This is a genomic window from Jiangella ureilytica (assembly GCF_004348545.1).
Taxonomy (GTDB): Bacteria; Actinomycetota; Actinomycetes; order Jiangellales; family Jiangellaceae; genus Jiangella; species Jiangella ureilytica.
Genome location: NZ_SMKL01000029.1, coordinates 1 through 23,886, shown reverse-complemented (window position 1 = coordinate 23,886; position 23,886 = coordinate 1). Strand labels below are relative to the sequence as shown.

At 71.6% G+C, this 23,886-nt stretch carries 23 protein-coding genes and 2 pseudogenes; 8 read left to right on the top strand and 17 right to left on the bottom strand.

The window, feature by feature from the left end; translation table 11 throughout:
• The first annotated feature begins 109 nt into the window (after positions 1-109).
• From E1212_RS14490 to E1212_RS14480, 3 genes are all read left to right on the top strand, one after another.
• Entirely contained in the window at positions 110-1,588 is a 1,479-nt protein-coding gene (locus tag E1212_RS14490; protein ID WP_131983619.1) for a DNA recombination protein RmuC, read from the top strand.
• Between the two features lie 48 nt (positions 1,589-1,636).
• Entirely contained in the window at positions 1,637-2,836 is a 1,200-nt protein-coding gene (locus tag E1212_RS14485; protein WP_131983617.1) for a hypothetical protein, read from the top strand.
• A gap of 134 nt (positions 2,837-2,970) precedes the next feature.
• A complete protein-coding gene (locus E1212_RS14480; RefSeq protein WP_131983615.1) occupies positions 2,971-3,615 on the top strand; it encodes a phosphatase PAP2 family protein in 645 nt (214 codons plus the stop codon).
• A 17-nt stretch (positions 3,616-3,632) separates the two neighbouring features.
• Here the strand turns inward: E1212_RS14480 and E1212_RS31085 are convergent.
• A pseudogene (locus E1212_RS31085) lies at positions 3,633-4,508 on the bottom strand (chitinase); the annotation flags it as partial.
• A 207-nt stretch (positions 4,509-4,715) separates the two neighbouring features.
• A pseudogene (locus tag E1212_RS31080) lies at positions 4,716-6,422 on the bottom strand (glycosyl hydrolase family 18 protein); the annotation flags it as partial.
• A gap of 347 nt (positions 6,423-6,769) precedes the next feature.
• On the opposite strand from E1212_RS31080, the gene E1212_RS14470 reads away from it, so the two are divergent.
• Complete coding sequence (locus tag E1212_RS14470) at positions 6,770-7,219, top strand: DUF1707 SHOCT-like domain-containing protein (RefSeq protein ID WP_131983611.1); 450 nt, start codon at positions 6,770-6,772, stop codon at positions 7,217-7,219.
• Positions 7,220-7,238: 19 nt separating this feature from the next.
• Here E1212_RS14470 and E1212_RS14465 read toward each other — a convergent pair whose 3' ends face one another.
• Positions 7,239-8,228 (bottom strand): 4-hydroxy-3-methylbut-2-enyl diphosphate reductase, encoded by a 990-nt coding sequence (locus tag E1212_RS14465; protein WP_131983609.1) that lies wholly within the window; start codon positions 8,226-8,228, stop codon positions 7,239-7,241.
• A gap of 44 nt (positions 8,229-8,272) precedes the next feature.
• Between E1212_RS14465 and xseA the strand changes: the two genes are divergently transcribed.
• Together xseA and E1212_RS14455 are read left to right on the top strand one after the other, a co-directional pair.
• The gene (gene xseA, locus E1212_RS14460) at positions 8,273-9,478 is read left to right on the top strand and encodes an exodeoxyribonuclease VII large subunit (RefSeq protein ID WP_131983607.1); all 1,206 of its coding nucleotides are present in this window, start codon (positions 8,273-8,275) and stop codon (positions 9,476-9,478) included.
• 11 nt (positions 9,479-9,489) lie between these two features.
• On the top strand, positions 9,490-9,705 hold the full coding sequence (locus E1212_RS14455; protein ID WP_131983605.1) for an exodeoxyribonuclease VII small subunit: 216 nt from the start codon (positions 9,490-9,492) through the stop codon (positions 9,703-9,705).
• Here E1212_RS14455 and E1212_RS14450 read toward each other — a convergent pair whose 3' ends face one another.
• From E1212_RS14450 to E1212_RS14390, 13 genes are all read right to left on the bottom strand, one after another.
• Positions 9,706-10,539, bottom strand: coding sequence for a class I SAM-dependent methyltransferase (locus tag E1212_RS14450; protein ID WP_131983603.1), 834 nt, complete (start codon positions 10,537-10,539; stop codon positions 9,706-9,708).
• Positions 10,540-10,614: 75 nt separating this feature from the next.
• On the bottom strand, positions 10,615-11,145 hold the full coding sequence (locus E1212_RS14445) for a DUF4245 domain-containing protein (RefSeq protein WP_162605470.1): 531 nt from the start codon (positions 11,143-11,145) through the stop codon (positions 10,615-10,617).
• Positions 11,146-11,158: 13 nt separating this feature from the next.
• Positions 11,159-12,211 (bottom strand): sulfate/molybdate ABC transporter ATP-binding protein, encoded by a 1,053-nt coding sequence (locus tag E1212_RS14440; RefSeq protein ID WP_131983599.1) that lies wholly within the window; start codon positions 12,209-12,211, stop codon positions 11,159-11,161.
• Positions 12,208-13,014, bottom strand: a complete 807-nt coding sequence (locus E1212_RS14435) for an ABC transporter permease (RefSeq protein WP_238992346.1) — start codon at positions 13,012-13,014, stop codon at positions 12,208-12,210. The genes E1212_RS14440 and E1212_RS14435 overlap by 4 nt, the downstream gene beginning before the upstream one ends.
• On the bottom strand, positions 13,011-13,823 hold the full coding sequence (gene modA / locus E1212_RS14430; RefSeq protein ID WP_203416858.1) for a molybdate ABC transporter substrate-binding protein: 813 nt from the start codon (positions 13,821-13,823) through the stop codon (positions 13,011-13,013). The genes E1212_RS14435 and modA overlap by 4 nt, the downstream gene beginning before the upstream one ends.
• Positions 13,820-14,236: a TOBE domain-containing protein gene (locus E1212_RS14425; RefSeq protein ID WP_420814378.1), complete on the bottom strand. Its 417-nt coding sequence runs from the start codon at positions 14,234-14,236 to the stop codon at positions 13,820-13,822. Before E1212_RS14425 ends, modA begins: the two co-directional genes overlap by 4 nt.
• A 158-nt stretch (positions 14,237-14,394) precedes the next feature.
• Positions 14,395-14,709: a hypothetical protein gene (locus E1212_RS14420; RefSeq protein ID WP_131983595.1), complete on the bottom strand. Its 315-nt coding sequence runs from the start codon at positions 14,707-14,709 to the stop codon at positions 14,395-14,397.
• Between the two features lie 52 nt (positions 14,710-14,761).
• Entirely contained in the window at positions 14,762-15,481 is a 720-nt protein-coding gene (locus tag E1212_RS14415; RefSeq protein ID WP_131983593.1) for a DUF1707 SHOCT-like domain-containing protein, read from the bottom strand.
• Positions 15,481-16,122, bottom strand: coding sequence for a DUF1707 SHOCT-like domain-containing protein (locus E1212_RS14410; RefSeq protein WP_131983591.1), 642 nt, complete (start codon positions 16,120-16,122; stop codon positions 15,481-15,483). The genes E1212_RS14415 and E1212_RS14410 overlap by 1 nt, the downstream gene beginning before the upstream one ends.
• 97 nt (positions 16,123-16,219) lie before the next feature.
• The gene (locus E1212_RS14405; RefSeq protein WP_131983589.1) at positions 16,220-17,527 is read right to left on the bottom strand and encodes an ABC transporter ATP-binding protein; all 1,308 of its coding nucleotides are present in this window, start codon (positions 17,525-17,527) and stop codon (positions 16,220-16,222) included.
• 25 nt (positions 17,528-17,552) lie between these two features.
• Positions 17,553-18,401 carry a carbohydrate ABC transporter permease gene (locus E1212_RS14400; protein ID WP_131983588.1) on the bottom strand — a complete coding sequence of 283 codons (849 nt, stop codon included), beginning with the start codon at positions 18,399-18,401 and terminating at the stop codon, positions 17,553-17,555.
• Positions 18,401-19,381 (bottom strand): carbohydrate ABC transporter permease, encoded by a 981-nt coding sequence (locus E1212_RS14395; protein ID WP_131983586.1) that lies wholly within the window; start codon positions 19,379-19,381, stop codon positions 18,401-18,403. Before E1212_RS14395 ends, E1212_RS14400 begins: the two co-directional genes overlap by 1 nt.
• A complete protein-coding gene (locus E1212_RS14390; RefSeq protein WP_203416857.1) occupies positions 19,378-20,664 on the bottom strand; it encodes an extracellular solute-binding protein in 1,287 nt (428 codons plus the stop codon). Before E1212_RS14390 ends, E1212_RS14395 begins: the two co-directional genes overlap by 4 nt.
• Before the next feature lie 116 nt (positions 20,665-20,780).
• On the opposite strand from E1212_RS14390, the gene E1212_RS14385 reads away from it, so the two are divergent.
• Positions 20,781-21,458, top strand: coding sequence for a spermidine synthase (locus E1212_RS14385; protein WP_131983582.1), 678 nt, complete (start codon positions 20,781-20,783; stop codon positions 21,456-21,458).
• Between the two features lie 25 nt (positions 21,459-21,483).
• Here E1212_RS14385 and E1212_RS14380 read toward each other — a convergent pair whose 3' ends face one another.
• Complete coding sequence (locus E1212_RS14380; protein ID WP_131983580.1) at positions 21,484-22,281, bottom strand: ferritin family protein; 798 nt, start codon at positions 22,279-22,281, stop codon at positions 21,484-21,486.
• Between the two features lie 197 nt (positions 22,282-22,478).
• On the opposite strand from E1212_RS14380, the gene E1212_RS14375 reads away from it, so the two are divergent.
• The gene (locus E1212_RS14375; protein ID WP_131983578.1) at positions 22,479-23,882 is read left to right on the top strand and encodes a class II fumarate hydratase; all 1,404 of its coding nucleotides are present in this window, start codon (positions 22,479-22,481) and stop codon (positions 23,880-23,882) included.
• The last annotated feature ends 4 nt before the right edge of the window (positions 23,883-23,886 follow it).

Sequence of the window (23,886 nt, the reverse complement as noted above, 5' to 3'; positions counted from 1 at the left end):
CCGCCCGCGCGGGAGAAGTGGATCTCACGATCGGACGAAACACCTGATCCGGGCCCGTTCTCGCCGTGCCTCCCCGACTTTGTCGGAGGTCCCCGGCAGAGTAGCCCTCATGAACGCTTCCGCCATCCTCGTCGCGCTGACCGCCCTCGTTCTGGGCGGTGCCGTGGGCGCGCTCCTGGTCCGGGTCCGCACCGCCGCGGCCACGGCCACGGTGGCCGCCGAGCGCGACGCGGCGCGGGCAGAGCTCGACACCGTCCGGCGCGAGAAGCAGGCCCTCATCGCCGAGCGCGAGGTCGACCGCGAGCGCATGCTCGACGCGCAGGCCGAGCAGACCCGGCTCGAGACCGAGCTCGCGCACGCCCGCACCAGCGGCGAGGAGAAGCTGGCCCTGCTGCGGGCCGAGCAGGAGCGGCTCACGCAGGAGTTCCAGCGGCTGTCGGCCGATGCGCTGCGGCAGAACCGCACCGAGTTCCTCGAGCTGGCGACCGAACAGTTCAAGGGCTCCGAAGAGCGGGTCAAGACCGAGCTCGAGCACCGCCGCCAGGCGGTCGAGGCCATGGTCAAGCCGCTGAACGACCAGCTCGAGAAGGTCACCACCCACGCCCACCAGCTCGAGAAGGCCCGCGCCACGGCCTACGGCGAGCTCCGCACGCAGCTCGAGACCATGGGCAAGAGCTCCGAGCAGCTGCGCCTCGAGACCCAGCAGCTGGTGACGGCGCTGCGGGCGCCCCAGGTGCGCGGCCGCTGGGGCGAGCTGCAGCTGCGCCGGGTCGTCGAGGCCGCCGGCATGGTCGAGCACGTCGACTTCGCCGAGCAGGCCACCGCCGACACCAGCGACGGCAAGCTCCGCCCCGACCTCCTGGTCAACCTCGCCGGCGGCAAGAAGGTCGTGGTCGATGCGAAGGTGTCGTTCAACGGCTACCTCGAGGCGATGGAGGCGCGCGACGAGGCCACCCGCGACAAGCGGCTGGCAGCGCACGCCCGGCACCTCAAGACGCACATCGACTCGCTGGCCGGCAAGCAGTACTGGGAGCAGTTCGCGCCCACGCCCGAGTTCGTGGTCATGTTCGTGCCGTCCGACGTCTTCCTCAACGCGGCCATGGAGCAGGACCCCACGCTGTTCGAGCACGCCTTCGAGCGCAACGTCGTCATCGCGACGCCGTCCACGTTGGTGGCGCTGCTGCGCACGGTCGGCTACACCTGGCGGCAGGAGGCGCTGGCGCAGAACGCGCAAGAGGTGCTCAACCTCGGCCGCGAACTGCACTCCCGGCTCGCCACCATGGGCGGTCATCTCGCCCGGCTCGGCCGCCAGCTCGACGGCGCGGTCAAGGCCTACAACGACGGCGTCAGCTCGCTCGAGAGCCGGGTCCTGGTCAGCGCCCGCAAGATGGCCGACCTCAAGGTGGTCGACGAAGAGATCGAGGCGCCGCCGCAGGTCGAGCGGGTCGCCCGCCAGCTCCAGGCGCCCGAGATGGTCGACGACGCCCTCATCGCGCTCGAGGACATCCAGGTCGACCCGCGCTTCGGCCTCGGCCCGGCCGCCGGCAAAGGGTCCCGGTCCCGGCGCCGGAACGGCACCGACGGCTGAGACACGTGATGGTGCCAGAAGCAGGACGCCGGTTGTGGCGGGCTTGGCGTGGGTGAGGTCGCGCTGATCCTGCTCGGTGTGGTGCTCGGAATCGCCGGCGACGAGGGCTACGCATTCGTGAAAAAGCGGCTCGACTCACGCCGTCAGGGAACGGTTCGCCGCAGATTGGCAACGGCAACCGACCCGGTGAGGCATGCGGCGAACCTCGGCGAGATCTTTGGGCGCCACGGTCTGGCGGACCACCTCTTCCGCCCCGCGACCACGCAGGACACCGCACCACTCCCACTCGTCCACGACGCGGCCCACCGGTTCGTCGGCGATCTCCCAGCCGCTTCCGACGGGCCGCTACGGCTGACAGAACCCGACCGCGTCGACTTTCCCTACGACCAAGCTGTGATCGAGCAGATGCGACGGGGAGGCGTAGAGCTCTGGGACGGCTCGCTCCTGTACTCGGTCAACGACGGCCCGCTGGACGGCGCACTTCCCGTCGGCGTCTGCAACTACTTCGCGTACGTCGACCTTTGCCACCGGGTACTGCGCGAGTCCGACAAGCCGAAAGGAGAGAAGCCGTACCTACTCGGCAGCTTGCGCACGTTCGACGACGCCATCTGCGGCGTCATCCGGCCCCTCGTCATCGCGGCCACCGCGACCTGCGTCTTCGACGACGGGAGCGGCGGACTCGAGACGGCCATCCAACGTCGCTCCCCGCAGGTCGTCGTCGCGCGCGGGATGTACGCCGCCGCGCCGGTCTTCGGGCTCGAATCCAACGTCATCGGCCGTGCCACGAGCCGATTCGGAATCGTCACGTACAACGTCCTCAAAGAGATCCTCGAGGAGTACTTCGACGAGCCGGAGCTGACTCGGGCCGGCGACCACCCAGCCGGAGCCCACCCGGACTGGATCTTCCGGACCGAACATGGACGGCGACTGGTCGACGAAGTGGACGCCGGACGAATACTGCTGCGCTGCACGGGAGCAGCCATCGACGTCCTTGACGGCAGCCTGGTCCTCGCCGTGCTAGCCCAATTCACCTCGCCTGAGTACGCGCGCGAGGTGAAGCTCAGCGCCCGAGGAAGTTGGGAGTCCGACCACACGAGCGGACCGCGCATCGAGTTCGTTCCGCTCCACGGCCTGGAACTGGAAGCGCGTATGTCGATCGAGACCATGACCGCGTCGAGCATCTATTCACTCGACCGCGCACGCGAGTACCTCCGTCCCCGCGACGCCCGCCCCGGGCCGGAGGCGTAGTTCCGACGGCCGCGCCGCGCCGGGTCACACCCTGCGTTGGAGGAGGCGGCGGCCGCCGTGCGACCACGGTCGTAGGGCAGCGGCCGACCACGGTCAGATGTTCTCTGACCAGGGAATTCCTAGCGTTGAACGGCATGACCCACGCCGTGATCGACACCACGACGCGCCGCCGGGCGGCGGCCGTCGCCGCAGGGCTGGCCACCTTCAGCGCCACCACCTCCCTCGCACACGACGACCTCTACCGCACGGTCGCGGGCACCGCGGCCGACGCGCCGTCACCACTGCGCGCCCTGGTCGACCTGGTGGCCGGCCAGGGGTTGCTCGTCCTCGTGGCGACGGCGGTGCTGGTGGCGCTGAGCACAGCGGTGCGGGGAGAGCGCGACCGGTTCCTGCTGACCGTCGCGGCGGGCATCGGGACCGTGCTCTCCTACGGCGCCAGCGAGCTGCTCAAGGCGACGGTCACCGCGGAACGACCGTGCATGACGGCAGGCGTCGACATCGTCCTCGGCTGCCCGCCGCACGGCGACTGGTCCTGGCCGAGCAACCACGCCACGATCGCCGCCGCCCTCGCGACCGCGTGCCTGCTCGTCGCGCCGAGGCTCTGGCCGCTGGTGGTGCCGGCCGCGGCCGCGGTCGCTGTGGCGCGGGTCGCGGGCGGGGTGCACTACCCGCACGACGTGCTCGCGTGGGCGGCGCTCGGTGTCGCCGTCACGGCGGCCGCAGGCGTGCTCGCCCCACGATGGGTGAGCGTCTACCGGCGCAGCTCCGGCAGACGCTGACCCGTCTCCTGACCAGGTCAGCCGGTGCCGAGATAGGCGCCCAGCGTGTTCGCGAACTGGTAGCCGTTCGCCGCGTCCCAGTTGACCGACCAGGTCATCGCCCCGCCGATCGGTCCCCACGGATTCGGCGGGACGAAACCACCGCACCGCGTGGCCGTCGCCAGGCAGTCCAGCGCCGCGGTGACGTTCGACGGCGACTGGTAGCCGCCGCCCGCGGCCTGCGACGTCGCGGGCAGGCCGAGGCCCACCTGGTGCGGCGCCAGCCCGGCCTGCAGCTGGATGCACGCCAGCGCGGTCAGGAAGTCGACCGTGCCCTGCGCGTACACCTGCTGGTTGCAGCCCAGCATCGTGCCGGAGTTGTAGTACTGCATGTTGACGATGGTGAGGATGTCGCGGATGGCCAGCGCCAGCTTGTAGTACTCGAACGTCGGCGCCTGGAAGTCGATCGTCTGCGGGGCCATCGTGACGATCAGGCCGGAGCCGGCCAGGGCACGCAGCTGCCGAAGCGCCTGCTCCATGTACGTCGCGTTGATCCCGTGCTCCAGGTCGATGTCGACGCCGTCGAAGCCGTACTCCTGCATCAAGGCATAGGTGCTCTGCGCGAAGTTGGCGGCCTCGGACGCGTTGGTCACGTTGACATGGCCGTTCTGTCCGCCGACAGAGATGACGACGGTGCCGCCTGCGGCCTGGCGGGCGGCGACGTCGGCCTTGAACTGGGCGACGGTGTAGCCGCCGAGCCCGCCGGAGTCGAGAGTGAACGTGATGCCGCCCGGCGTGCCCGGCTGGTTGTCGGCGAACGCGATGGCCAGCAAGTTGTACGCCGCCGGCACCTGCGAGACCCGCAGCACCGTCGACCCGTTGTCGAAGTTGTGCCAGTAGCCGGTCAGCCAGCGGTGGCCGAGCGGGTCACCGGGGTCGCCGGGATCGCCATCCTCGGTGCCGGTCTCCGACCCGGACTCGGAACCCGCATCGGCGCCGTCGTCGGCGCCGTCGTCGGCGCCGTCGTCGGCGCCGTCGTCGGAGCCGGAGTCGGCGCCCGTGTCCGAACCCGACTCGCTACCGCCGCCCGAGCACGGGCCGTCGTCGCGCCAGGGACCCCACTCGCTCGGTGCCGGGGTGTCGCCCTGGGTCCAGTGCCGGGCCGTCCAGTGGTGCCCGCTGTACGACACCCGGTCGCCACCGACGTAGACGGTGGTCCGCTCCCAGGGCGGGGCCGAGCAGGCCTGCGGCTCGCCGTCGTCGCCGCCCGAGACGTCACCACCGGAGACGTCACCACCGGAGACGTCACCACCGGAGACGTCACCACCGGAGACGTCACCGCCGGAGACGTCACCTCCCGACTCGTCACCACCGCCCGGATCGCCGGGACCCCCGGTCGCCAGCCGCGAACCCATGAGTCCGACCAGTTCGTTCTGGTGGTCGCCGGCCAGGTCCCACCACATCGCGCCGCCGAAGCCGCCGGCGGTGATGTAGTCGGCCTTCTTGTCGACCAGCCAGGGGTCGTCGAAGGACCAGAACTCCGTGCCGTCGTAGGACCAGGACGCCAGGACCTCCTCGTCGTGGAAGATCTGACCCCCGCGCAGGTTCCGGTAGCGATCGGTCCCCGGCTCCTCTGCGAACTCGCCCGGCGCCGCGCCCGTCGCCGGCTGCCACGCGCCGTGCGAGCCGCCGTCCGTGACCCCGGTCCAGCCACGGCCGTACAGCGGGATGCCCACGGTGAGCTGCGACGGCGGCACACCGCGGTCGACGTAGTAGCTCATCGCCGCGTCGACGCTGAACCGCTGCGCCTCTTCGAGCGGGTTCGCCGGGTCGTCGTAGGTGTTGGCCTGGTGCCCGGCGAGGTCCGGCCGCCAGGTGCCGTGCAGGTCGTAGCCCTGCACGTTGCCGAAGTCGAGCGAGTCGAAGATCTGCGTGACGTCCCAGCCGGCGTCGATGAGGACGGGGTTCGCCGGCAGGAACGCGCTCAGCTCGTACGACGAACCCGTCTGCGCTCCGTACGCGTCGAGTTGGCGGCGGAACTCCGCCAGCAGCGCGGTGAAGTTCTCCTTGTCGTTCGCCGACCAGTGGTTGCCGGGGTGCTGCAGCTCCTCGGGCACGCCGGGCCACTCCCAGTCGATGTCGAACCCGTCGAAGACGCCGGCGCCGGAGCCCGGTCCGCCACGGCCGTCGATCACCGGCAGGTTGCCGCGCAGGAACAGGTCGATGCACGACGACACGAACCGCTCGCGCGACTCCGCCGTGGCGGCCGCCCGCGAGAAGTGCCGCGACCAGGTCCAGCCGCCGATCGAGACCAGCGCCTTGAGGTGCGGGTACTTCGCCTTCAGCTCTCTGATCTGGTTGAAGTTGCCGGCCAGAGGCTGGTCCCAGGTGTCGCCGACGCCGTCGACGGACTCGGCGGCGGTGAAGCCGCGGCCGTAGTCGGCCCAGGCGTCGCCGGCATAGTCGCCCTCGGCCGGCGAGTCCTTCGGCCCGTTCGGCCTGTTCGCCGCGAAGCAGGTCAGCGTGTCCGGGTGGATGTTGGCGAACGCGTAGTTGAGGTGGGTGAGGTCGGCCGCCGCGCCGGTGAGGTCGAGATCCTGGACCAGGTGGTCGCGGGCGTAGATGCCCCACTGGGTGAAGTAGCCGACGTTGCGGTAGCCGTTCTCGGCGGTGGCGGTCGCGCGGACGTGCGCCGCAGCCGTCGCCGTCGTCGCCGCCGGGTCGTCCTCCGGGAGCGACGCGGGGCCGGCGAACGCCGCCGCGACGCTCGTGGCCAGCAGACCCGCGGCGGCGCCGTACGCCACCGCGGTACGCCATCGAGTCTTCATGGGCTGACTCCTCGCATGATGGAAGTCCGTGACGGGGCTCGGATCCCGGGGATCCGATCGCGGGTTCGCATCACCTCCACGAGGGCGCGCAGGCTCACGCGCCGCGTTGACTGAGGAGGTGACTCGCCGACGCAGCGTGAGAATCGCGATGACTCCCAGCCTTCTGGACAAGGCGCCGGAATGGGCTCGAATCGAATTGGAAAGAAAGTTAGCAGAAGCGTTCCATCCTGCCAAGGGGTCGTGACCGGTTGTCAGCACCACGTCATGCGCACGCCGCACCGGGCCGACGGGAGCACGGCCACGCTGGTCGTATCCTTGCTGCGGGCACGCCGACGGGAGGGGATGCGATGAACGATCTGCCCGCGCGCCGCCCAGAGCAGCGCGCCGCCGACTCCGATCGCGATCTCGTGGCCGAGGATCTACGCGACGCGTTCACCGAGGGACGGCTCGACGACGACGAGTACGAGCGCCGCCTGCAGGCGGTCTGGGAGGCCCGCACCTACGGCGAGCTCGACCGCCTCACCGCCGACCTGCCGCAGCCGCTGCAGCGTGTGCAGCGGCAGGCCGAGGCGGAACAGCACCAGGCGGTCGCCGAGCGCAAGAGACGCGAGGTACGCGAGTACCTCGACGAGTGGCAGTCGTGGCTGGGCGGCGCCGTCATCATGATCGGCATCTGGGCCATCAGCAGCATCGCGTCGGGCGAGCTGCAGCGGTTCTGGCCGATCTTCCCGATCGGCATCTGGGGACTCATCCTGCTGGCCGCCGCCTTCGGCAAGCGCGACGGCGGCAAGGGCTGACCCGCCGGGCGGATCGCCCTCAGTCAGACGAGACCGGAGCGGACGCCGTCGGCGCCTTGAGGTCGCGGCGCAGTTCGCGCGGCAGCGAGAAGATCAGCGACTCCTCGGTGGTGCGGTGCTCCTCGACGGTGGGGAACCCGCGCTCGCCCAGGTACGCGACGACGCCGTCGACCAGCTCTTCGGGCACTGACGCGCCGCTGGTCAGGCCCACCGTCGACACACCGGTGAGCCAGGCCTCGTCGATCTCGCCGGCGTTGTCGATGCGGTACGCGGCGTCGGCTCCGGCATCGAGCGCGACCTCGACCAGACGCACCGAGTTGGAGGAGTTGGCCGATCCGACCACCAGCACCAGCTCGGACTCGCGGGCGATCTCCTTGACCGCGACCTGGCGGTTCTGGGTGGCGTAACAGATGTCGTCGCTGGGCGGGCTGATGAGCGCCGGGAACCGCTCGCGCAGCTTGCCCACGGTCTCGTAGGTCTCGTCGACCGACAGCGTGGTCTGCGACAGCCACACCACCCGCGAGGGGTCGCGGACCTGCACCTTGTCGACGTCGTCGGGGCTCTCGACCAGCTGGATGTGCTCGGGCGCCTCGCCCGCGGTGCCCTCGACCTCTTCGTGCCCGTGGTGGCCGATGAGCACGATGTCGAGGTCGTCCTTGGCGAACCGGCGGGCCTCGTTGTGCACCTTGGTGACCAGCGGGCAGGTGGCGTCGATGGTGCGCAACCCGCGCTCGCCGGCCTCGGCGTGCACCATGGGCGACACGCCGTGCGCGGAGAAGACCACCAGGGCGCCCTCGGGCACCTCGGACAGCTCTTCGACGAAGACGGCGCCGCGCTGCTCGAGCGTCTCGACCACGTGCTTGTTGTGCACGATCTGCTTGCGGACGTAGACCGGCGGGCCGTAGTGGTCCAGCGCCTTCTCGACGGTGACAACGGCGCGGTCGACGCCCGCGCAGTAGCCCCGCGGGGCGGCCAGGAGGACTCGTCCCGAAACAGTCATGTCCTCCATGGTAGGTGCCGACACCGCCGGTCCCATCGGCTACGGTGCCCATCGTGGCCCTCGACACATCCCCGGAGAAGCCCGCACCGGTCCGCGTCATCTCCCAGCTGATCGGCCAGTGGGTGGCCCGGCTCGGCCCGGTCTGGGTCGAGGGGCAGGTGGCGCAGTACTCCCGCCGTCCGGGTACGTCGACGGCGTTCCTCACGCTGCGCGACCCGCACGCCGAGGTGTCGCTGACGGTGACCTGTCCGGTGGGGCTGCTCGATGCGCTCCAGGTGCCCCTGGCCGACGGCGCCCGGGTGGTCGTGCACGCCAAGCCGTCGTGGTACTTCACCCGCGGGACGCTCTCGCTGGCCGCCGACGAGCTGCGCACCGTCGGGCTCGGCGACCTGCTGGCCCGGGTCGAGCGGCTGCGCAAGATCCTGGCCACCGAGGGCGTCTTCGCCGACTCGCGCAAGCGCCCGCTGCCGTTCCTGCCGCGGGTCGTCGGGCTGATCTGCGGCCGCGACTCCAAGGCCGAGCACGACGTCCTCGAGAACGCCCGGCGCCGGTGGCCCGGCGTGCGGTTCCGGGTCGAGACGGTCGCGGTGCAGGGGCTGAACGCCGTCAGCCAGGTCATGGACGCGCTGCGGGTGCTCGACCGCGACCCCGAGGTCGACGTCGTCATCATCGCCCGCGGCGGCGGATCGGTCGAGGACCTGCTGCCGTTCTCCGACGAGGCGCTGGTGCGCGCGGTCGCCGCGGCCACCACTCCGGTGGTCAGCGCCATCGGGCACGAGGCCGACACCCCGCTGCTCGACCTCGTGGCCGACGTGCGGGCGTCCACGCCCACCGACGCCGCGAAGCGTGTGGTGCCCGACGTCGCCGAAGAGGCCGACCGGGTCGCCCGGGCCCGCGAGCGCATCCGCTCCGCCGTCCGGCACCGTCTCGACCGCGAGCGCCACGGCCTCGCGTCGCTGCGCTCGCGCCCGGCGCTGGCCGACCCGCACCACGGCCTGCGGCTGCGCGCCCAAGAGGTCGACGCGCTGGTACAGCGGGCCCGGCGCACCGTGCGGCACCTGCTCGACCGCGCCGCCGTCGACGTCGACCACACCCGGGCCCGTATCCGGGCGCTCTCCCCCGCCGCCACGCTCGAGCGCGGGTACGCCGTCGTGCAGAAGGACGACGGCACCGTCGTGCGCCGGCCCGCCGACGTCGCGGCCGGCGACCACGTGCGCCTCCTGGTGTCCGGCGGCGAGATCTCCGCGACCATCAGGTAGGTTGGCTGCCCATGCAGGCCGCCGAACCCAGCTACGAAGAGGCCCGCGACGAGCTCATCCAGATCGTCGCGACGCTCGAGGCCGGCGGCACCACGCTCGAGGAGTCGCTGGCCCTCTGGCAGCGCGGCGAGGAGCTCGCGGCGCTGTGCGAGAAGTACCTCGACGGCGCGCGCGAGAGGCTCGACGCCGCGAGCAAGGCCGAGCCCGACGGCGGCGCGGCCGGCTGATCAGGTCTTCCGTCCCAGCACCACCAGGTACTCCAGCGCCCAGACGATGCCGCCGTCGCGCGCCGTCGTCGCCCGCTCGAAGTAGGCCCGCAGATCGTCGTGCAGCGCCGGCCAGCGGCCCTGTGGCTTCAGCAGCCCGCGCGCCGCGACGATCGGGCCGAACCGGGTCGAGTAGAACTCGAGGATCTCCGCGACCGAGCCGAACGGCAGCTCGACCACGTCGTCCTCGAACTCCAGCTCGAGGCCGGCGCCGTCGAACAGCCGCCGCACGTGATCCGGGTCGCCCCACATCGGCGGTGGCGACGCGTACGGCGGCGGTGGCGGCACGTGCCCCATGACCGTGGCGAAGAAGCCGCCGATCGTGCCGTCGGGCCGCCAGTTGCACAGACCCAGCCGGCCGCCGGGGCGCAGCACCCGGGCCAGCTCGCGGGCGGTGACCTCGTGCCGCGGCGCGAACATGGCGCCGAAGGTCGACAGCACGACGTCCTGCGTTCCGTCGGCGATCGGCAGGTCCTCAGCATCGCCCTCGCGCCAGTCCACGGTGACCCCGGCGGCCGCCGCCGCGTCGCGGCCCGCCGCGAACAGCTCGGGCGTCAGGTCGACGCCGGTGACCCGCGCCCCGGCGACCGCGGCCGGGATCGCGGCGTTGCCGGTCCCGCAGGCGACGTCGAGCACCTCGTCGCCCGGCCCGACGCCGACCCGGTCGACGATCCGGCGGCCGACGGCGGCGATCTTCTCGGCGACCGACGCGTAGTCCCCGGCCGCCCACAACGCTCGTTGACCCCGTTTGAGCTGGTCGACGGGGATCGCGGCGGAGTCGTCGGGCGCGCTCATGGCAGCCTCCCTGGTCGGGACGCGACCCAGGATGCCGCGCACCGCCGCCGTCGGCAAGACCCCTCCGGCGGCCGATCAGCGCAGCAGCGTCACGAACTCCTCGAGGTCCTCGTACGGGACCGTCCCGCGGACGATGGTGAGCGCGCCGCCGTCGACCCGGACCAGGGCGCGGTCGGGGGCGTCGTCGTCCTCGACCAGGCGCTCCCAGGTGGCGCCGTCGATGCTGCTCTCGCCGTCGGGCACGAAGCCGCCGAGACGGTCGTCGCGGTAGCTCTCGATCTCGCCGTCGGTCTGCTCGATGCCGACGAACTGCTCGCCGTCGATGAGGAAGCCGAGTCGCCAGCGGTCGCCGCTGCTCTCCTGTGCGAAGTCCATGCTGGTGGCGCGCCAGCCGTCGGGGACGGGCTCGGGCGCCAGCACGTCGTAGCCGAACTCGGCGCGGGCCACCTCGAGCGCCGGCTGGTAGTCGACGGGTTCGGGCAGCCGCGGCTCGGGGTCGTTGAGCAGGTTGAACACGATGGCGATCGCGGCGATGACGCCGGCGAGGACGCCGACGCTACGCAGGATGTCGCCCAGCGACGGGTTTCCGCGGGTCGAGGTGGCCACGGACAGCATGGTGTCACGCCGGGTACACGCTGATCTCGCTGGCCTTGACCGACGCCCACACCTGCCCGCCGGGCTCCAGCCCCAGGTCGGCGACGGCGAGCGGGGTGACGTCGGCCAGCACCGGCACCGCACCGTCGGCCGTCACCCGGACGAGGTCTCCGTGCGCCTCGAGGTCGGCGATGACCAGCGGCCAGGCGTTGCGGGCCGACCCCTCGGGCCGGCGCAGGCTGAGCGTGACCGCGACCGGCGGGAATGCGATGTGCACCGGCCCGGTGGCGTCATGGGCCAGCGCGACGACGGCGCCCGTCGGCAGCTCCGCGGTGCGGCCCGACGCCGTGCCGGTCAGCAGATTCAACCCGACCAGCCGGGCGACGTAGTCGGTGCGCGGACGGCGGGCAACCTCGGCGGGCGGGCCCTGCTGGACGACGCGGCCGCGCTCCAGCACGACGACGCGGTCGCCGAGCACCATCGCCTCGAGCGGGTCGTGCGTGACGACGAGCGTGCAGCCCCCGTAACCGGCGAGGTGGCGGCGCAGCTCCGCCCGGACCACCGGCCGGGTGCCGGCGTCGAGGGCGGCCAGCGGCTCGTCGAGCAGCAGCAGCCGCGGCTCCACGATCAGCGCCCTGGCCAGCGCGACCCGCTGGGCCTGCCCCCCGGAGAGCTCGGCCGGACGCCGTCGTTCGTAGCCCTCCAGCCCCATGCGGGCCAGCCAGCCGCGCGCCTCGGCCCGTGCCCGGTCTCGGGGCAGGCCGCGCGAGCGCAGCCCGAACGCGACGTTCTCGAGCACGCTCATCCTCGGGAACAACAGGTAGTCCTGGACGACCATGCCGACGCGGCGCTCGCGCGGGCGCACGTGCACGCCGGCGGCGGCGTCGTCGAGCGTCACCCCGTCGAGCTCGACCCGGCCGCCGTCGGGCACCAGCGTGCCGGCCAGCAGCTGCAGCGTCGTCGACTTGCCGGCGCCGTTCGGGCCGAGCAGCGCCACCACCTCGCCGGGACCGACGGCGAGGCCGATGCGCAGCGCGAGGTCGCCGCGGGTCAGCGCGAGGTCGGCGTCGAGGCTCATGAGGTCCCGATCCAGCGGTCGCGCAGCCCGACGAGGATCGTCACCGACACCGCGATCATCAGCAGGCTGAGCACGATGGCGACCTCGGTGTCGCCGGCGTTGATGGCGACGTAGGCCTCCAACGGCAGCGTGCGGGTGGTGCCGGGGAAGCTGCCGGCGAAGGTCACCGTGGCTCCGAACTCGCCGAGCGCCCGGGCCCAGCAGAGCACCGCGCCCGCCAGCACCCCGGGCGCGACGCCGGGCAGCGTGACGCGGCGAAACGTCGTCCACGAGGTGGCGCCGAGGGTCGCCGCGACGTCCTCGTAGCGGCGGTCGGCCGTGCGCAGCGCCCCCTCGACGGCGACGATGAGGAACGGCATCGCGACGAAGACCTGCGCGAGCACGACCGCCTCGGTGGTGAACGGCAGACTGATCCCGAACGTGTCATGGAGCCAGCCGCCGACCAGCCCGCGCCGGCCGAACACCATGAGCAGCGCGACGCCGCCCACCACCGGCGGCAGCACCAGCGGCACCGTCACCAGGCCCCGGAGCACCGACCGCCCGGGCAGCCGCGTGCGGGCCAGCAGCCAGGCCACCGGCACGCCGCACACCAGCGCGACCCCCGTCGACACCGTCGCCGTGACCAGCGACAGCCGCAGCGCGGTCAGGACCTCGTCGGAGGTGAGGATCGACGGGAGGCCGCCCCAGGGCGCGCGCAGGACCAGGCCCACCATGGGCAGGACCAGGATCGCGACGCCGAGCGCCGCCGGGATCAGCAGCACTGCCGGGACCCGCGGGTCCTGCCGGCGACGGGTGCGGCTCACTGGGCCGGCAGGAAGCCGGCCGCGTCGAGGATGCTCCGGCCCGGCTCGCCCGTGATGGCGTCGAGGAGCGCCTGCGCGCCCTCGGGATTCGGGGCATCGGCGAGGACGGCGACCGGATACTCGTTGACGACGGTGTTCGCTTCGGGGACGTCGATGGTCTCGACGGCGTCGCCCACGGCCGCGGCGTCGGTCAGGTAGATCAGCGCCGCGTCGGCCTCGCCCAGGGCGACCAGTGACGCCGCCTCCTTGACGTCCGTGGTCAGCGTGTCCGGCGCCGCGGTGACGCCTGCGGCGTCGAGCAGCCGCTGCGCCGAGCTTCCGCACGGCACCTGCGGCTCGCAGATCGCGATGCGCAGGTCCGGGTTCGCGAGGTCGGCGAGCCCGGTGACGCCGGCAGGGTTCCCGGCCGGGACGGCCAGGGCGAGGGTGTTGCGGGCGAAGATCTCCGGCGCGCTGTCGACCACCCCACCGGCGACGGCGTCGTCCATCGTCGTGGTGTCGGCGGTGGCCAGCACGTCCGCCGGCGCGCCCGCGAGCAGCTGCTCGACCAGGCCGGAGCTCGGGCCGAAGGAGTACACGATCTCGAGGTCCGGATGGTCGTCGCCCAGCTGGTCGGCGAGGGTCTCGAACGACTCCGTCAGCGACGCGGCCGCCAGGACGGTGACCGTCCCGCCGGGTGCGTCGTCGCCTGGCCCGCTCGCCACGCCGGACGGTGCCGCGGCGTCGTCGCCGTCGTCCCCGCAGGCGCTGAGCAGGGCGGCCGCCGTGACGGCGAGGGCGATCGCGCCGAAGCGCGGGCGGCGGCTCACGCCCGGCCCGCCGGCAGGTCGACGACGACGTTGGTCGCCTTGACCGACGCGATGGCGGCGACGCCGACCTCGAGCCCGAGCTCGTCCGCCGCCTCGCGGCTCATCAGCGACACCACCCGGTGCGGACCCGCCTGGATCTCGACCTGGGCCATCACTCCGTCCTTCTTCACCGAGACGACGATGCCGGGAAAGTGGTTGCGCGCGGACTCGCGCGGCGTGGGCAGGGCGGCCTCGTCGGGCATGATCTCGCGCGCCACCCTGGCCAGCTCCGCCCCGTCGACGACCATGCGCCCGGCATCGTCGCGGTCGAGCGTCAGCCGGCCCGCGTCGGCCCATCGTCGCAACGAGTCGTCGCTCACCCCGAGAAGGCGAGCGGCGTCGGACACCCGAAACTGCGGCACAAGGTGAAGCATAGACCCGCATCTGCGGATCGAGGGCCCGGAACTCCCGCTGCGCGACGTCGATCGTGGAGTGCCGGGGCGATCGCCGGGCGACATGTCCGAAAGACGGGCTCACGTTCTCCACGATCGACTTCTGCGCGGCGGGAGGGGCGCGGTCGAACGGCGAAGGGTCAGCGGCGGCGGGAGGCGCGGCGACGGAGCACGAGGGCGGCGACGAGGACGAGGCCGAGCCAGCCGAAGCCGGCCCAGACGATGCCCGACGGACCCCAGCCGAAGCCGGAGTCGTCGCGGTCGTCGGCGTCGTCGGGAACGACGCGGGCCGGCGGCGGGTCGGCCGCCGGGGCGGACCGGACGAAGACCGTCACGCTCGCCGCGGCTGCGGGCCGCCAGGGCTCCGCGGCGGCCGGGGCGCCGGCGCCCATCGCCACGGCGACCACCAGGGTGAGTCCCACGAGCAGGCGGCGCAGCGGACGGAGAGGGCGCACCGAGAAACGGTCGTGCACGACGGTGAATCCCCGGGGTCGTGCAGGCCGCCGGTCAGTGACCGAAAAGCGAACGACGCTGGTCGCGTGGCGGCCGGACGGTGACCTCGCCCAGCAGCACGAAGCCGCGCACGTGGTAGACCGGGCCACCCGGGGTGACCGGCTCGCGCAGCTTCATCTTCCGCTCACCCAGGACGTTGATGCCCTCGTCGAGGCGGACCTCGATGCCCTCGGGGACGATCATGGTGAGGCTGCCGAGCACGATCGCCGTCTGGATCTCGACCTCGGGGGTGCGGACGACCGCCTCGGAGAAGTCGAGCACGACCTCGCCCAGCACGGCCGTGACGTCCATGCGGGCCGGGACCTCCCAGCGGCCCTGGCGCTTCTCGTTGCTCAGCACGCTGGTGATGCGCTCGGTCCGGCGCACGGGTCCGGCCGACGGCGGCAGCGGCGGCTGGACACCCGCCGCGGCCACAGCGCCCGCGGGTCGGCCCTGCTGCCAGGTGGCCACCGCGTTGCCGCCCGGCAACGGGTACGGGCCCTGCGGGAGGTCGCGCGTGATGGGCTGCAGCTCGCCGTAGGTGCGGGCCTTGAACGTCGCCTCGAGCCGCTCCTCGAGCTCGGTGAGCGTGAGCCGGCCGTCGCCCGCGGCCTGGCGCAGGGCCTCGGCGACCCGCTCGCGGTCGACGTCGGAGCAGCGCAGGTCGGCAGGGCTGCGGACGTCGGGATACTCGGAGTCGGGCGCCGGTTTCGACTGGTCGGGGACCTCGCTCATCAGTGGCCCAGGGCCTTGCGCTCGACGTTGACGCCGCCGAAGACGGCCTTGCCGGTGACCCGGACCAGCGGCGCGCCGGGGTCGGGCCGGCCGCCCTTGGCGGTGTCGTCGTTGAATGCGCCGAACACGCCCTCGCCGTCGACCTGGACGCGGATGTCGGGCGGCACGACGATGTTGACCCCGCCGAACACGGCCTTGACGTGGATCTCGACCTCGGCGGCCTCGAGTGTCGCCTCGCGCAGGTCGAGGTCGGCGCCGCCGAAGACCGCCTTGATGCGGTAGTGCTGCGGGACCACCCAGTCGCCGCGGCGCTGGATGCCGCTGAACACGACCTTGGCGCTGCGCGTCGACGCGACACCGCCGACGCGGGCCGACGGGGAGGTCGACGGCGACGGGACCGGCGCGGAGTCCACCCGCCGCGCGATGGCGGCCGACGGCGGCAGCGGCAGGTGACCGGGGAGGTCGCGGATGACCGGCTCGAAGTCGGCGTACGTCTTGGCGGCGTACAGCGCCTCGATGCGTTCCTCGAGCTCGGACAGGCTCAGCCGGCCGTCGGACGCCGCCTGCCGCAGGACGTCGGCGACCTGCTCGCGGTCGGCATCGGACGCCCGCATCGCCCGCTGGTCGTGTGTCTCGTCCACAACAGATGACCTTAGCAATCACCCGGCCGTCCAGACGGAGGAGAAATCCCGGAGATCTACCCCCGAGGAAGGATCGGGGAGACCTCCGGGACACCCCTCAGGACGTCGCCGGCGCCTCACCCGATTCCGTTGCCGATCCCGATGCCGTGGCCGGCTGGTCCGTCGTGCCCGGCCCAGGAGCCGGCCGTCTGCCGTCGCCCGTGGCCGCCGGCTGGTTCGGCTCGGCCTCGCCGCGCTGCGCCAGCGCCGACACCGTGAGGTTCTCGCCCGACTCCGGGTCGAAGACGTGCACTCGGCGCAGGTCGAGCCAGATGCTGGCCGGGGTGCCCTCGGGGATGCGGCTGCTGGCGTCGAGCGCGACGACCAGCTGGGTGCGCAGCGCCTCGCTGTCGAGCTCGCGCTCGAGCTCGGCCAGCTGGGCGCGGATGTCCTCGGGTGCCTCGTACGGCACGTAGGCGTACTGCTCGTTGCCCAGCCACTCGATGACGTCGATGGTCGCGTCGAACACCACGCCGTGCTCGCGGACGGTGTCGGAGACGACGGACGCGTCCTCGAACGCCTCGGGCCGGGCGCCGAGCAGCACGACCTCGTGACCGCTGAGATCCACCGTCCGTGACGACGGCAGCTTCCACTCGCCGAACGGCGTGTGCAGGCTGTCGCCGGTCACCGTCGCCGAGATGAAGTTCATGGGCGGCGACCCGATGAACCCGGCGACGAACAGGTTGACGGGGTTCTCGTACAGCTCGCGCGGGGTGGCGACCTGCTGGATGACGCCGCGGCGCAGCACGACGACGCGGTCGCCGAGCGTCATGGCCTCGACCTGGTCGTGCGTGACGTACACCGTGGTGATGCCCAGCCGCTTCTGCAGCCGGGAGATCTCGGTGCGCATCTGGCCGCGCAGCTTGGCGTCGAGGTTGGACAGCGGCTCGTCGAACAGGAACGCCTGCGCCTCGCGGACGATGGCCCGGCCCATGGCGACGCGCTGGCGCTGGCCGCCGGAGAGGTTGGCCGGCTTGCGCTCGAGGTGCTCGTTCAGCTCCAGCAGGTCCGACGCGCGCCGCACCCGCTCGTCGATCTCTTTGTCGGGCGTCTTGGCCAGGCGCAGCGGGAAGGCGATGTTCTCGTAGACCGTGAGGTGCGGATAGAGCGCGTAGTTCTGGAACACCATCGACAGGTTGCGGTCGCGCGGGGCCTTCTCGTTGACCCGCTGGTCGCCGATGCGCAGCTCGCCGCTGGTGATGTCCTCGAGCCCGACGATCATGCGCAGCAGCGTCGACTTCCCGCAGCCGGACGGGCCGACGAGGATGACGAACTCGCCGTCGGCGATGTCGAGGCTCACGTCCTTGACCGCGTGGAAGCCGTCGCCGTAGCGCTTGTTGATGTCCTTCAGCGTGATGGCAGCCATGGGATCTCCTCCAGTAGCAGCGGGGTCAGCCCTTGACGGCGCCCTGGGTCAGGCCGGACACGATCCGGCGTTGGAACAGCAGGACGAGGATGACGACGGGGATGGTGACGACCACGGCGGCCGCCGCGATGGCCCCGGTCGGCTCCTCGAACTGCGACGCGCCGGTGAAGAACGCCAGCGCCGCGGGGACCGGCCGAGCCGCCTCGGTCGAGGTCAGCGAGATGCCGTAGACGAAGTCGTTCCACGCGATGAAGAACGAGATGATCGCCGTGGTGAACACGCCGGGCGTCGCGAGCGGCACGATCACCTTGCGGAACGCCTGCCAGGTGGTGGCGCCGTCGACCTGCGCGGCCTGCTCGAGCTCCCACGGGATCTGACGGAAGAAGGCCGACAGCGTCCAGATCGAGATGGGCAGCGTCAGCGAGAGGTAGGGGATGATCAGCCCCGGCCAGGTGTCGTAGAGGCCGATGTTGCGCCACAGGTTGAACAGCGGCGTCACGATGGAGATGACCGGGAAGATCGCCACCGCGAGCGCCGTCGTCAGGATCAGCCGCTTCCCGGGGAAGTCGAGCCGGGCGATCGCGTAGGCCGCGAACGTCGCCAGCACCACCGAGATGAACGTGGCGATCAGCGAGATGCCGACGGAGTTGCGCAGCGCCGAGAGGAAGAGATCCTGGGCGTCGCCGCGCAGGATGTTGTCGTAGTTGTCCCAGACCCAGTTCGTCGGCAGGAACTGCAGTGTCGCGAGGTCGCTGGGCGTCTTGAACGACAGCGACACGATCCACGCCACCGGGAACAGCGCGTAGACGATGACGACGACGCCGGCCACCCACCACCAGGCCTTGGTGCCGCGCGAGAGCTGATTCTCGTCCATCACCGCTCCCCTCTCGCGCTGGCCAGATCGACCTTGAACAACTTGATGAACAGGAAGCTGATCAGCACGACGCAGAGGAACAGCAGGACCGAGACGGCCGAGCCGAGGCCGATCTCGAGCCGGCTGATCGTCTGCCGGTAGGCGAGGAACGAGACGACCTCGGTGTTGTTGGCGCCCTGGGTCATGATGAAGACGTTGTCGAAGATGCGGAACGCGTCGAGGGTCCGGAACAGCAGCGCGACCATGATCGCGGCCTTCATGTTCGGGATCGTGACCTTGTACATCCGTTGCCACCAGGTGGCGCCGTCGACCTTCGCCGCCTCTTGGAGGTCCTCGGGCACCTGGGCCAGGCCGGCCAGCAGGAGCAGCGAGATGAACGGCGTCGTCTTCCAGATCTCAGACGCGATGATGACGAACACCGACGTGCCGAACTCCCCGAACCAGTTGGTGTTCTCGCTGATGCCCGGCACCCAGGCGAACCAGGAGTTCACGAACCCGGAGTCGATGCTGAAGGCGTAGAACCAGGCGAACGCCGAGACCACGGTGATGATCGCGTACGGGACGAGGATGGCCGTGCGCAGGACCGGCCGCAGCGTCCTCAGCGCCCGGTGCATGACCAGCGCCAGCGCGAAGCCCAGCACCGCCTCGACGGCCACGGTGATGACGGTGATCAGCACCGTGACGCCGACCGCCCGCCACCACACGCCGTCGGTCAGCACCACCAGGTAGTTGTTCAGCCAGGTGAACTCGCGGGCGTCGGGGTCGGTGAGCCGGTACTTGAATAGCGACTCGTAGAAGGCCTGCAGAATCGGATAGGCGGTGACCAGCAGCATCACCACGAACGCCGGGCCGGCGAGGTACCAGCCGAGGCGCCGTTCCGACCGGGCGCGATCGCTGAGCGGGACCTTGCCGCCGTTGTCGCCGTCGCCGCCGCCGGCTGCCCGGCCGACCTCGCCGGCCGCCGCCGATGTCGTGCTCATAGCAGCCTCTCCCCCTTCAGCACCTCGGTGATCAACGTCGTGGCTCTCTCCGGGGACGAGTCGGGGGTGACGGAGCTCGGCGGGTGCCAGGTGTTCTGCAGGCCGGTGGAGACCTCGTTGTAGTACGGGGTCTGCGGCCGGGGCGCCGCCGCCTCGAGCGATTCGCGGATGAGGTCGGCCATCGGGAAGGTCTCTTGGACGTCCGGGTCGTCGTAGGCCTCGGTGTTGGACGCCGGGTTGCCGTTGGTGACCATGTAGTACGCCTGGTTGTCGGGCGTGACGATGCACTGCGCGGCCTCGAGGGCGAGGTCGGGGTGCTCGCTGAACGCGCCGATGCCGAGGTTGATGCCGCCGTAGGGCGGGCGCGAGTCCTCGCCCTCGGCGACCGCCGGGTACTGCGCCCAGCCGATGTCGTCGACCAGCGACTGGTCGAGGTCGCCGGCCTCGACGCCGGCCAGCGTGGCCGACCAGACGAACGGCCAGTTGACCATGAACGAGCCGCGGTCGCCTTGGAAGAGCAGCATGGACGCGTTCTCGTCCTCGTTGGCCAGGCCCGGCCCGCCGAGGCCGTTGCGGGCGATGTCCTCGATGATCTGGGCGGCGGCCCGGCCGGCGTCGGTCTCGAGGCCGAGCTGGACCTCGTCGGCCGGCGCCTCGGGGTTGTCGAGGATCTCGCCGCCGGCCGACGTGACCAGCGCGTTGATCCACACCGTCAGCGCCTCGGCCCGGATGCCCTGGACCCCGAGGTACTTGTCCTGCGACTGCGCCGCCTCGATGATCTGCTCCCAGGTGACCGCCTCGTTCTCGGGGTCGAGTCCGGCCGCCTCGGCCACCGACCTGCGGTACCAGAGCAGCTGGGTGTTCGCCCAGAACGGGACGGCGACGAGCTCGTCGCGCCAGGTGGCGCCGTCGATGGCGCCCTGAACGACGTTCTCGGTGACCGATTCGGCGACGTCGTCGGGGATCTCGGCGAGGTAGCCGGCCTCGGCCAGCTCGGGGATGAACGGCGGGTCGAGGCTGATGATGTCGATCGAGGAGTCGTTGGCCGCAAGGCGCCGGGCCAGCTGCTCGCGCTGCGCCGACGCCTCGCGTGGCAGCAGCGACGTCCTGATGGTGTAGGCGCCGTCGGCGGCCTCGGTACATCGGCTGGCCAGCTCCACCTGGCCGCCGTTGTCCGGGTTGATGTACCAGGTCAGGGTGGGAGTGGATTCGTCACTCCCACACGCGGCCAACCCGGCGAGCACGACGGCGGCCGCTGCAACGCTGCCGGTCCTTCTGCCCACATCGCCTCCCTGGAGCAGACTGCCGCCCCCAGGTGACCGCTGCGTCATCGGAGCGTCAGAGTGTGAGTCGAACCTACGACATCGAGTGCCCTCGGTCGAGGACATACCCTCATCTCGTGTTCGACACCCCGGAGACACTCGCCCGACGTGACGGCGTCGACGGCGAGGTGGTCGTCAGGCGGCGCTCGTCGCCGTCCGGACCGGTCTACGAACTGATCGTCAACGGCACCTTCCTCATGGACACCGCCGAGACGTCGACGGAGCGGCTGCTGGCCGAGGTGCTGCTCGGCGGCCATCCCGAGCCGGCGACGGTGCTGGTCGCCGGGCTGGGGTTCGGCTGCACCGTCGCGTCGCTGCTGGCCGACGCCCGGGTGCTGCGGGTCGACGTCGTCGAGCTCGAGCCGGCGCTCGTCGACGTGCTGCGGCGAGGGCTGGTGCCGGGCCTCGACGCCGTCGTCGGCGACCCGCGGGTGCACGTGGTGATCGACGACGTGCGCGCCGTCCTGCCGGGGCTGGCTCCGTCGGCGTACGACGGCATCCTGCTCGACGTCGACAACGGCCCGCACTTCCTCGTGCACCGGACCAACGCCGACGTGTACGAACGGCCGCTGCTCACCGCCGCCGCGCGAGCGCTGCGGCCGGGCGGCCTGCTCGCGGTCTGGTCGGCGGCGCCCGCGCCGGCACTCGCGGACGCGCTGGCCGACACCGTCGGCCCGGTCGAGCAGGTGGTGCGGACGGTGCGGCGCGAGTACCGCGACGTGGACTACCACGTCTACGTCGCGCGGCGCCACTAGGGAGTGTCCGTCAGACACCCCCTCGTCAGGTGGCGGGCACGCCGCGGGCGTCGAGTGCGTCCTGCACGATGCGCAGGCCCTCGAGTCCCGGCATCCTCGCGATGTGCTCGTCGATGGAGCGAGCCGCCCGCCGTCCGTCGGGGCCGCTCATGAGGTGGCGCAGCACGTGCCGCACCTCGGACTCGGCCATGACGCCGGAGCCGACCGGCCCCCAGAACTTCCGCAGCGCGAACCGGGCGATCCGCTGCGCCTTGCGGCTGCGGTCCAGCCGGTCGCGGGCCTGGGTGGCGTAGAAGGCGACGTGCCGCGCCTCCTGCTTGGCGATGCGCTGGAGCAGCTCGGCCAGGACGGGGTGCTGCTCGAGCTGGGCCAGCCGGTTGTAGGCGGTGATGGCCGACCACTCGTTGGCCGCGCCCCAGATCATGTGGACGGCGACGAAGTCGTGGCCGACCACATTGGCGAGCAGCGACTGCTTGATCGGGTCGAGCTTGTCGCGCCAGCCGAGCTTGAGCCGGGTGGCTTTGAGCTCGTCGTAGTCGACGCTGACGCCGTGCATCGCCAGCACGGCCGCGAGCGCTTCGCCGTGCCAGAACTCCTCCATGTTCCACATCGTCATGAACGCGGTGACCTGCGGGTCCTTGTGCGACGGCGTCACGAGCATGTCGCGCAGGTAGCAGACCGTGTGGTACTCGACGTCGCACATGTAGCGGAGGCTGCGCAGGGTGTCGGGCGGAAGCGGGTTCGTCCGGAACTCGTCCAGCGGCAGGTCCTGCCACTGCACGGCCCGGGACGTTCGGGTGTAGTCGCGGATGTCGAAGGCCATGTCGTGCCGGGGCGCCGGGATGGGTCCTCGCCCCGTCCCTCCCTAGGTCCTCGTAAAACGGAGGCTCATTCTTTATTGCTCGATTATGCCTGCTCACATAGTGCCCGGGCAATGTGCCCCTGATCACCCGGATTTCCCCTGATACAGCCCTGACCCCGGCTACTCCGGCCGGCGTAGGACCCACCATGATGGGGGCCATGAGCGACCAGGAGTACCGCATCGAACACGACACCATGGGCGAGGTACGGGTTCCCGCGGCGGCGAAGTACCGCGCGCAGACCCAGCGCGCCGTCGAGAACTTCCCGATCTCCGGGACGCGCATCGAGCGTGCCCTCATCCATGCGCTGGCCTCGATCAAGGGCGCCGCGGCGCAGGTCAACGCCGAGCTTGGGGTGGTCGACGCCGACCTCGCGAAGGCGATCCACGAGGCCGCCGCCGAGATCGCGAGCGGCGCCCACGACGACCACTTCCCCATCGACGTCTTCCAGACCGGGTCCGGCACGTCGAGCAACATGAACACCAACGAGGTCATCGCGACCCTGGCCACTGAGCGGCTCGGCCAGCCGGTGCACCCGAACGACCACGTCAACGCGTCGCAGTCGAGCAACGACGTGTTCCCGTCGGCCATCCACATCGCCGCCACCCAGGCGGTCGTCCGCGACCTCGTCCCCGCGCTGCAGCACCTCGAGCGCGAGCTCTCGCGCAAGGCCGCCGAGTTCGCCGCCGTCGTCAAGAGCGGCCGCACGCACCTCATGGACGCCACCCCGGTCACACTCGGCCAGGAGTTCGGCGGTTATGCGGCGCAGGTCGCCTACGGCGTCGAGCGGCTCGAGGCCGTGCTGCCGCGCGTCGCCGAGGTCCCGCTGGGCGGCACCGCCGTCGGCACCGGCATCAACACCCCGCCCGGGTTCGCCGCCGCCGTCATCGACCGCATCGCCGCCGACTCCGGGCTACCCATCACCGAGGCCCGCAACCACTTCGAGGCGCAGGGCGCCCGCGACGGCCTGGTCGAGCTCTCCGGCCAGTTGCGCACCATCGCGGTCTCGCTCTACAAGATCTCCAACGACGTGCGCTGGATGGGCTCCGGCCCGCGTGCCGGCCTGGCCGAGATCGCGCTGCCGGACCTGCAGCCGGGCTCGTCGATCATGCCCGGCAAGGTGAACCCGGTCATCCCCGAGGCCATGTGCATGGTGTCGGCACAGGTCATCGGCAACGACGCCGCCGTGGCGTTCGCGGGGTCGGCGGGCAACTTCGAGCTCAACGTGATGCTGCCGGTCATGGCCCGCAACGTGCTCGAGTCCATCCGGCTGCTCGCCAACATCGCGCGGCTGTTCGCCGACCGCTGCGTCGCCGGCATCGAGGCGAACGAGGAGCGCTGCCGCGAGTACGCGGAGTCGTCGCCGTCCATCGTCACGCCGCTCAACCGCTACATCGGCTACGAAGAGGCGGCCAAGGTGGCCAAGCAGGCGCTGGCCGAGCGCAAGACCATCCGGCAGGTCGTCATCGAGCGCGGCTACGTCGTCAACGGCCAGCTCACCGAGGAACAGCTCGACCAGGCCCTGGACGTGCTGAGCATGACCCGCCCGCCCACGGCCGGCTGAGTCC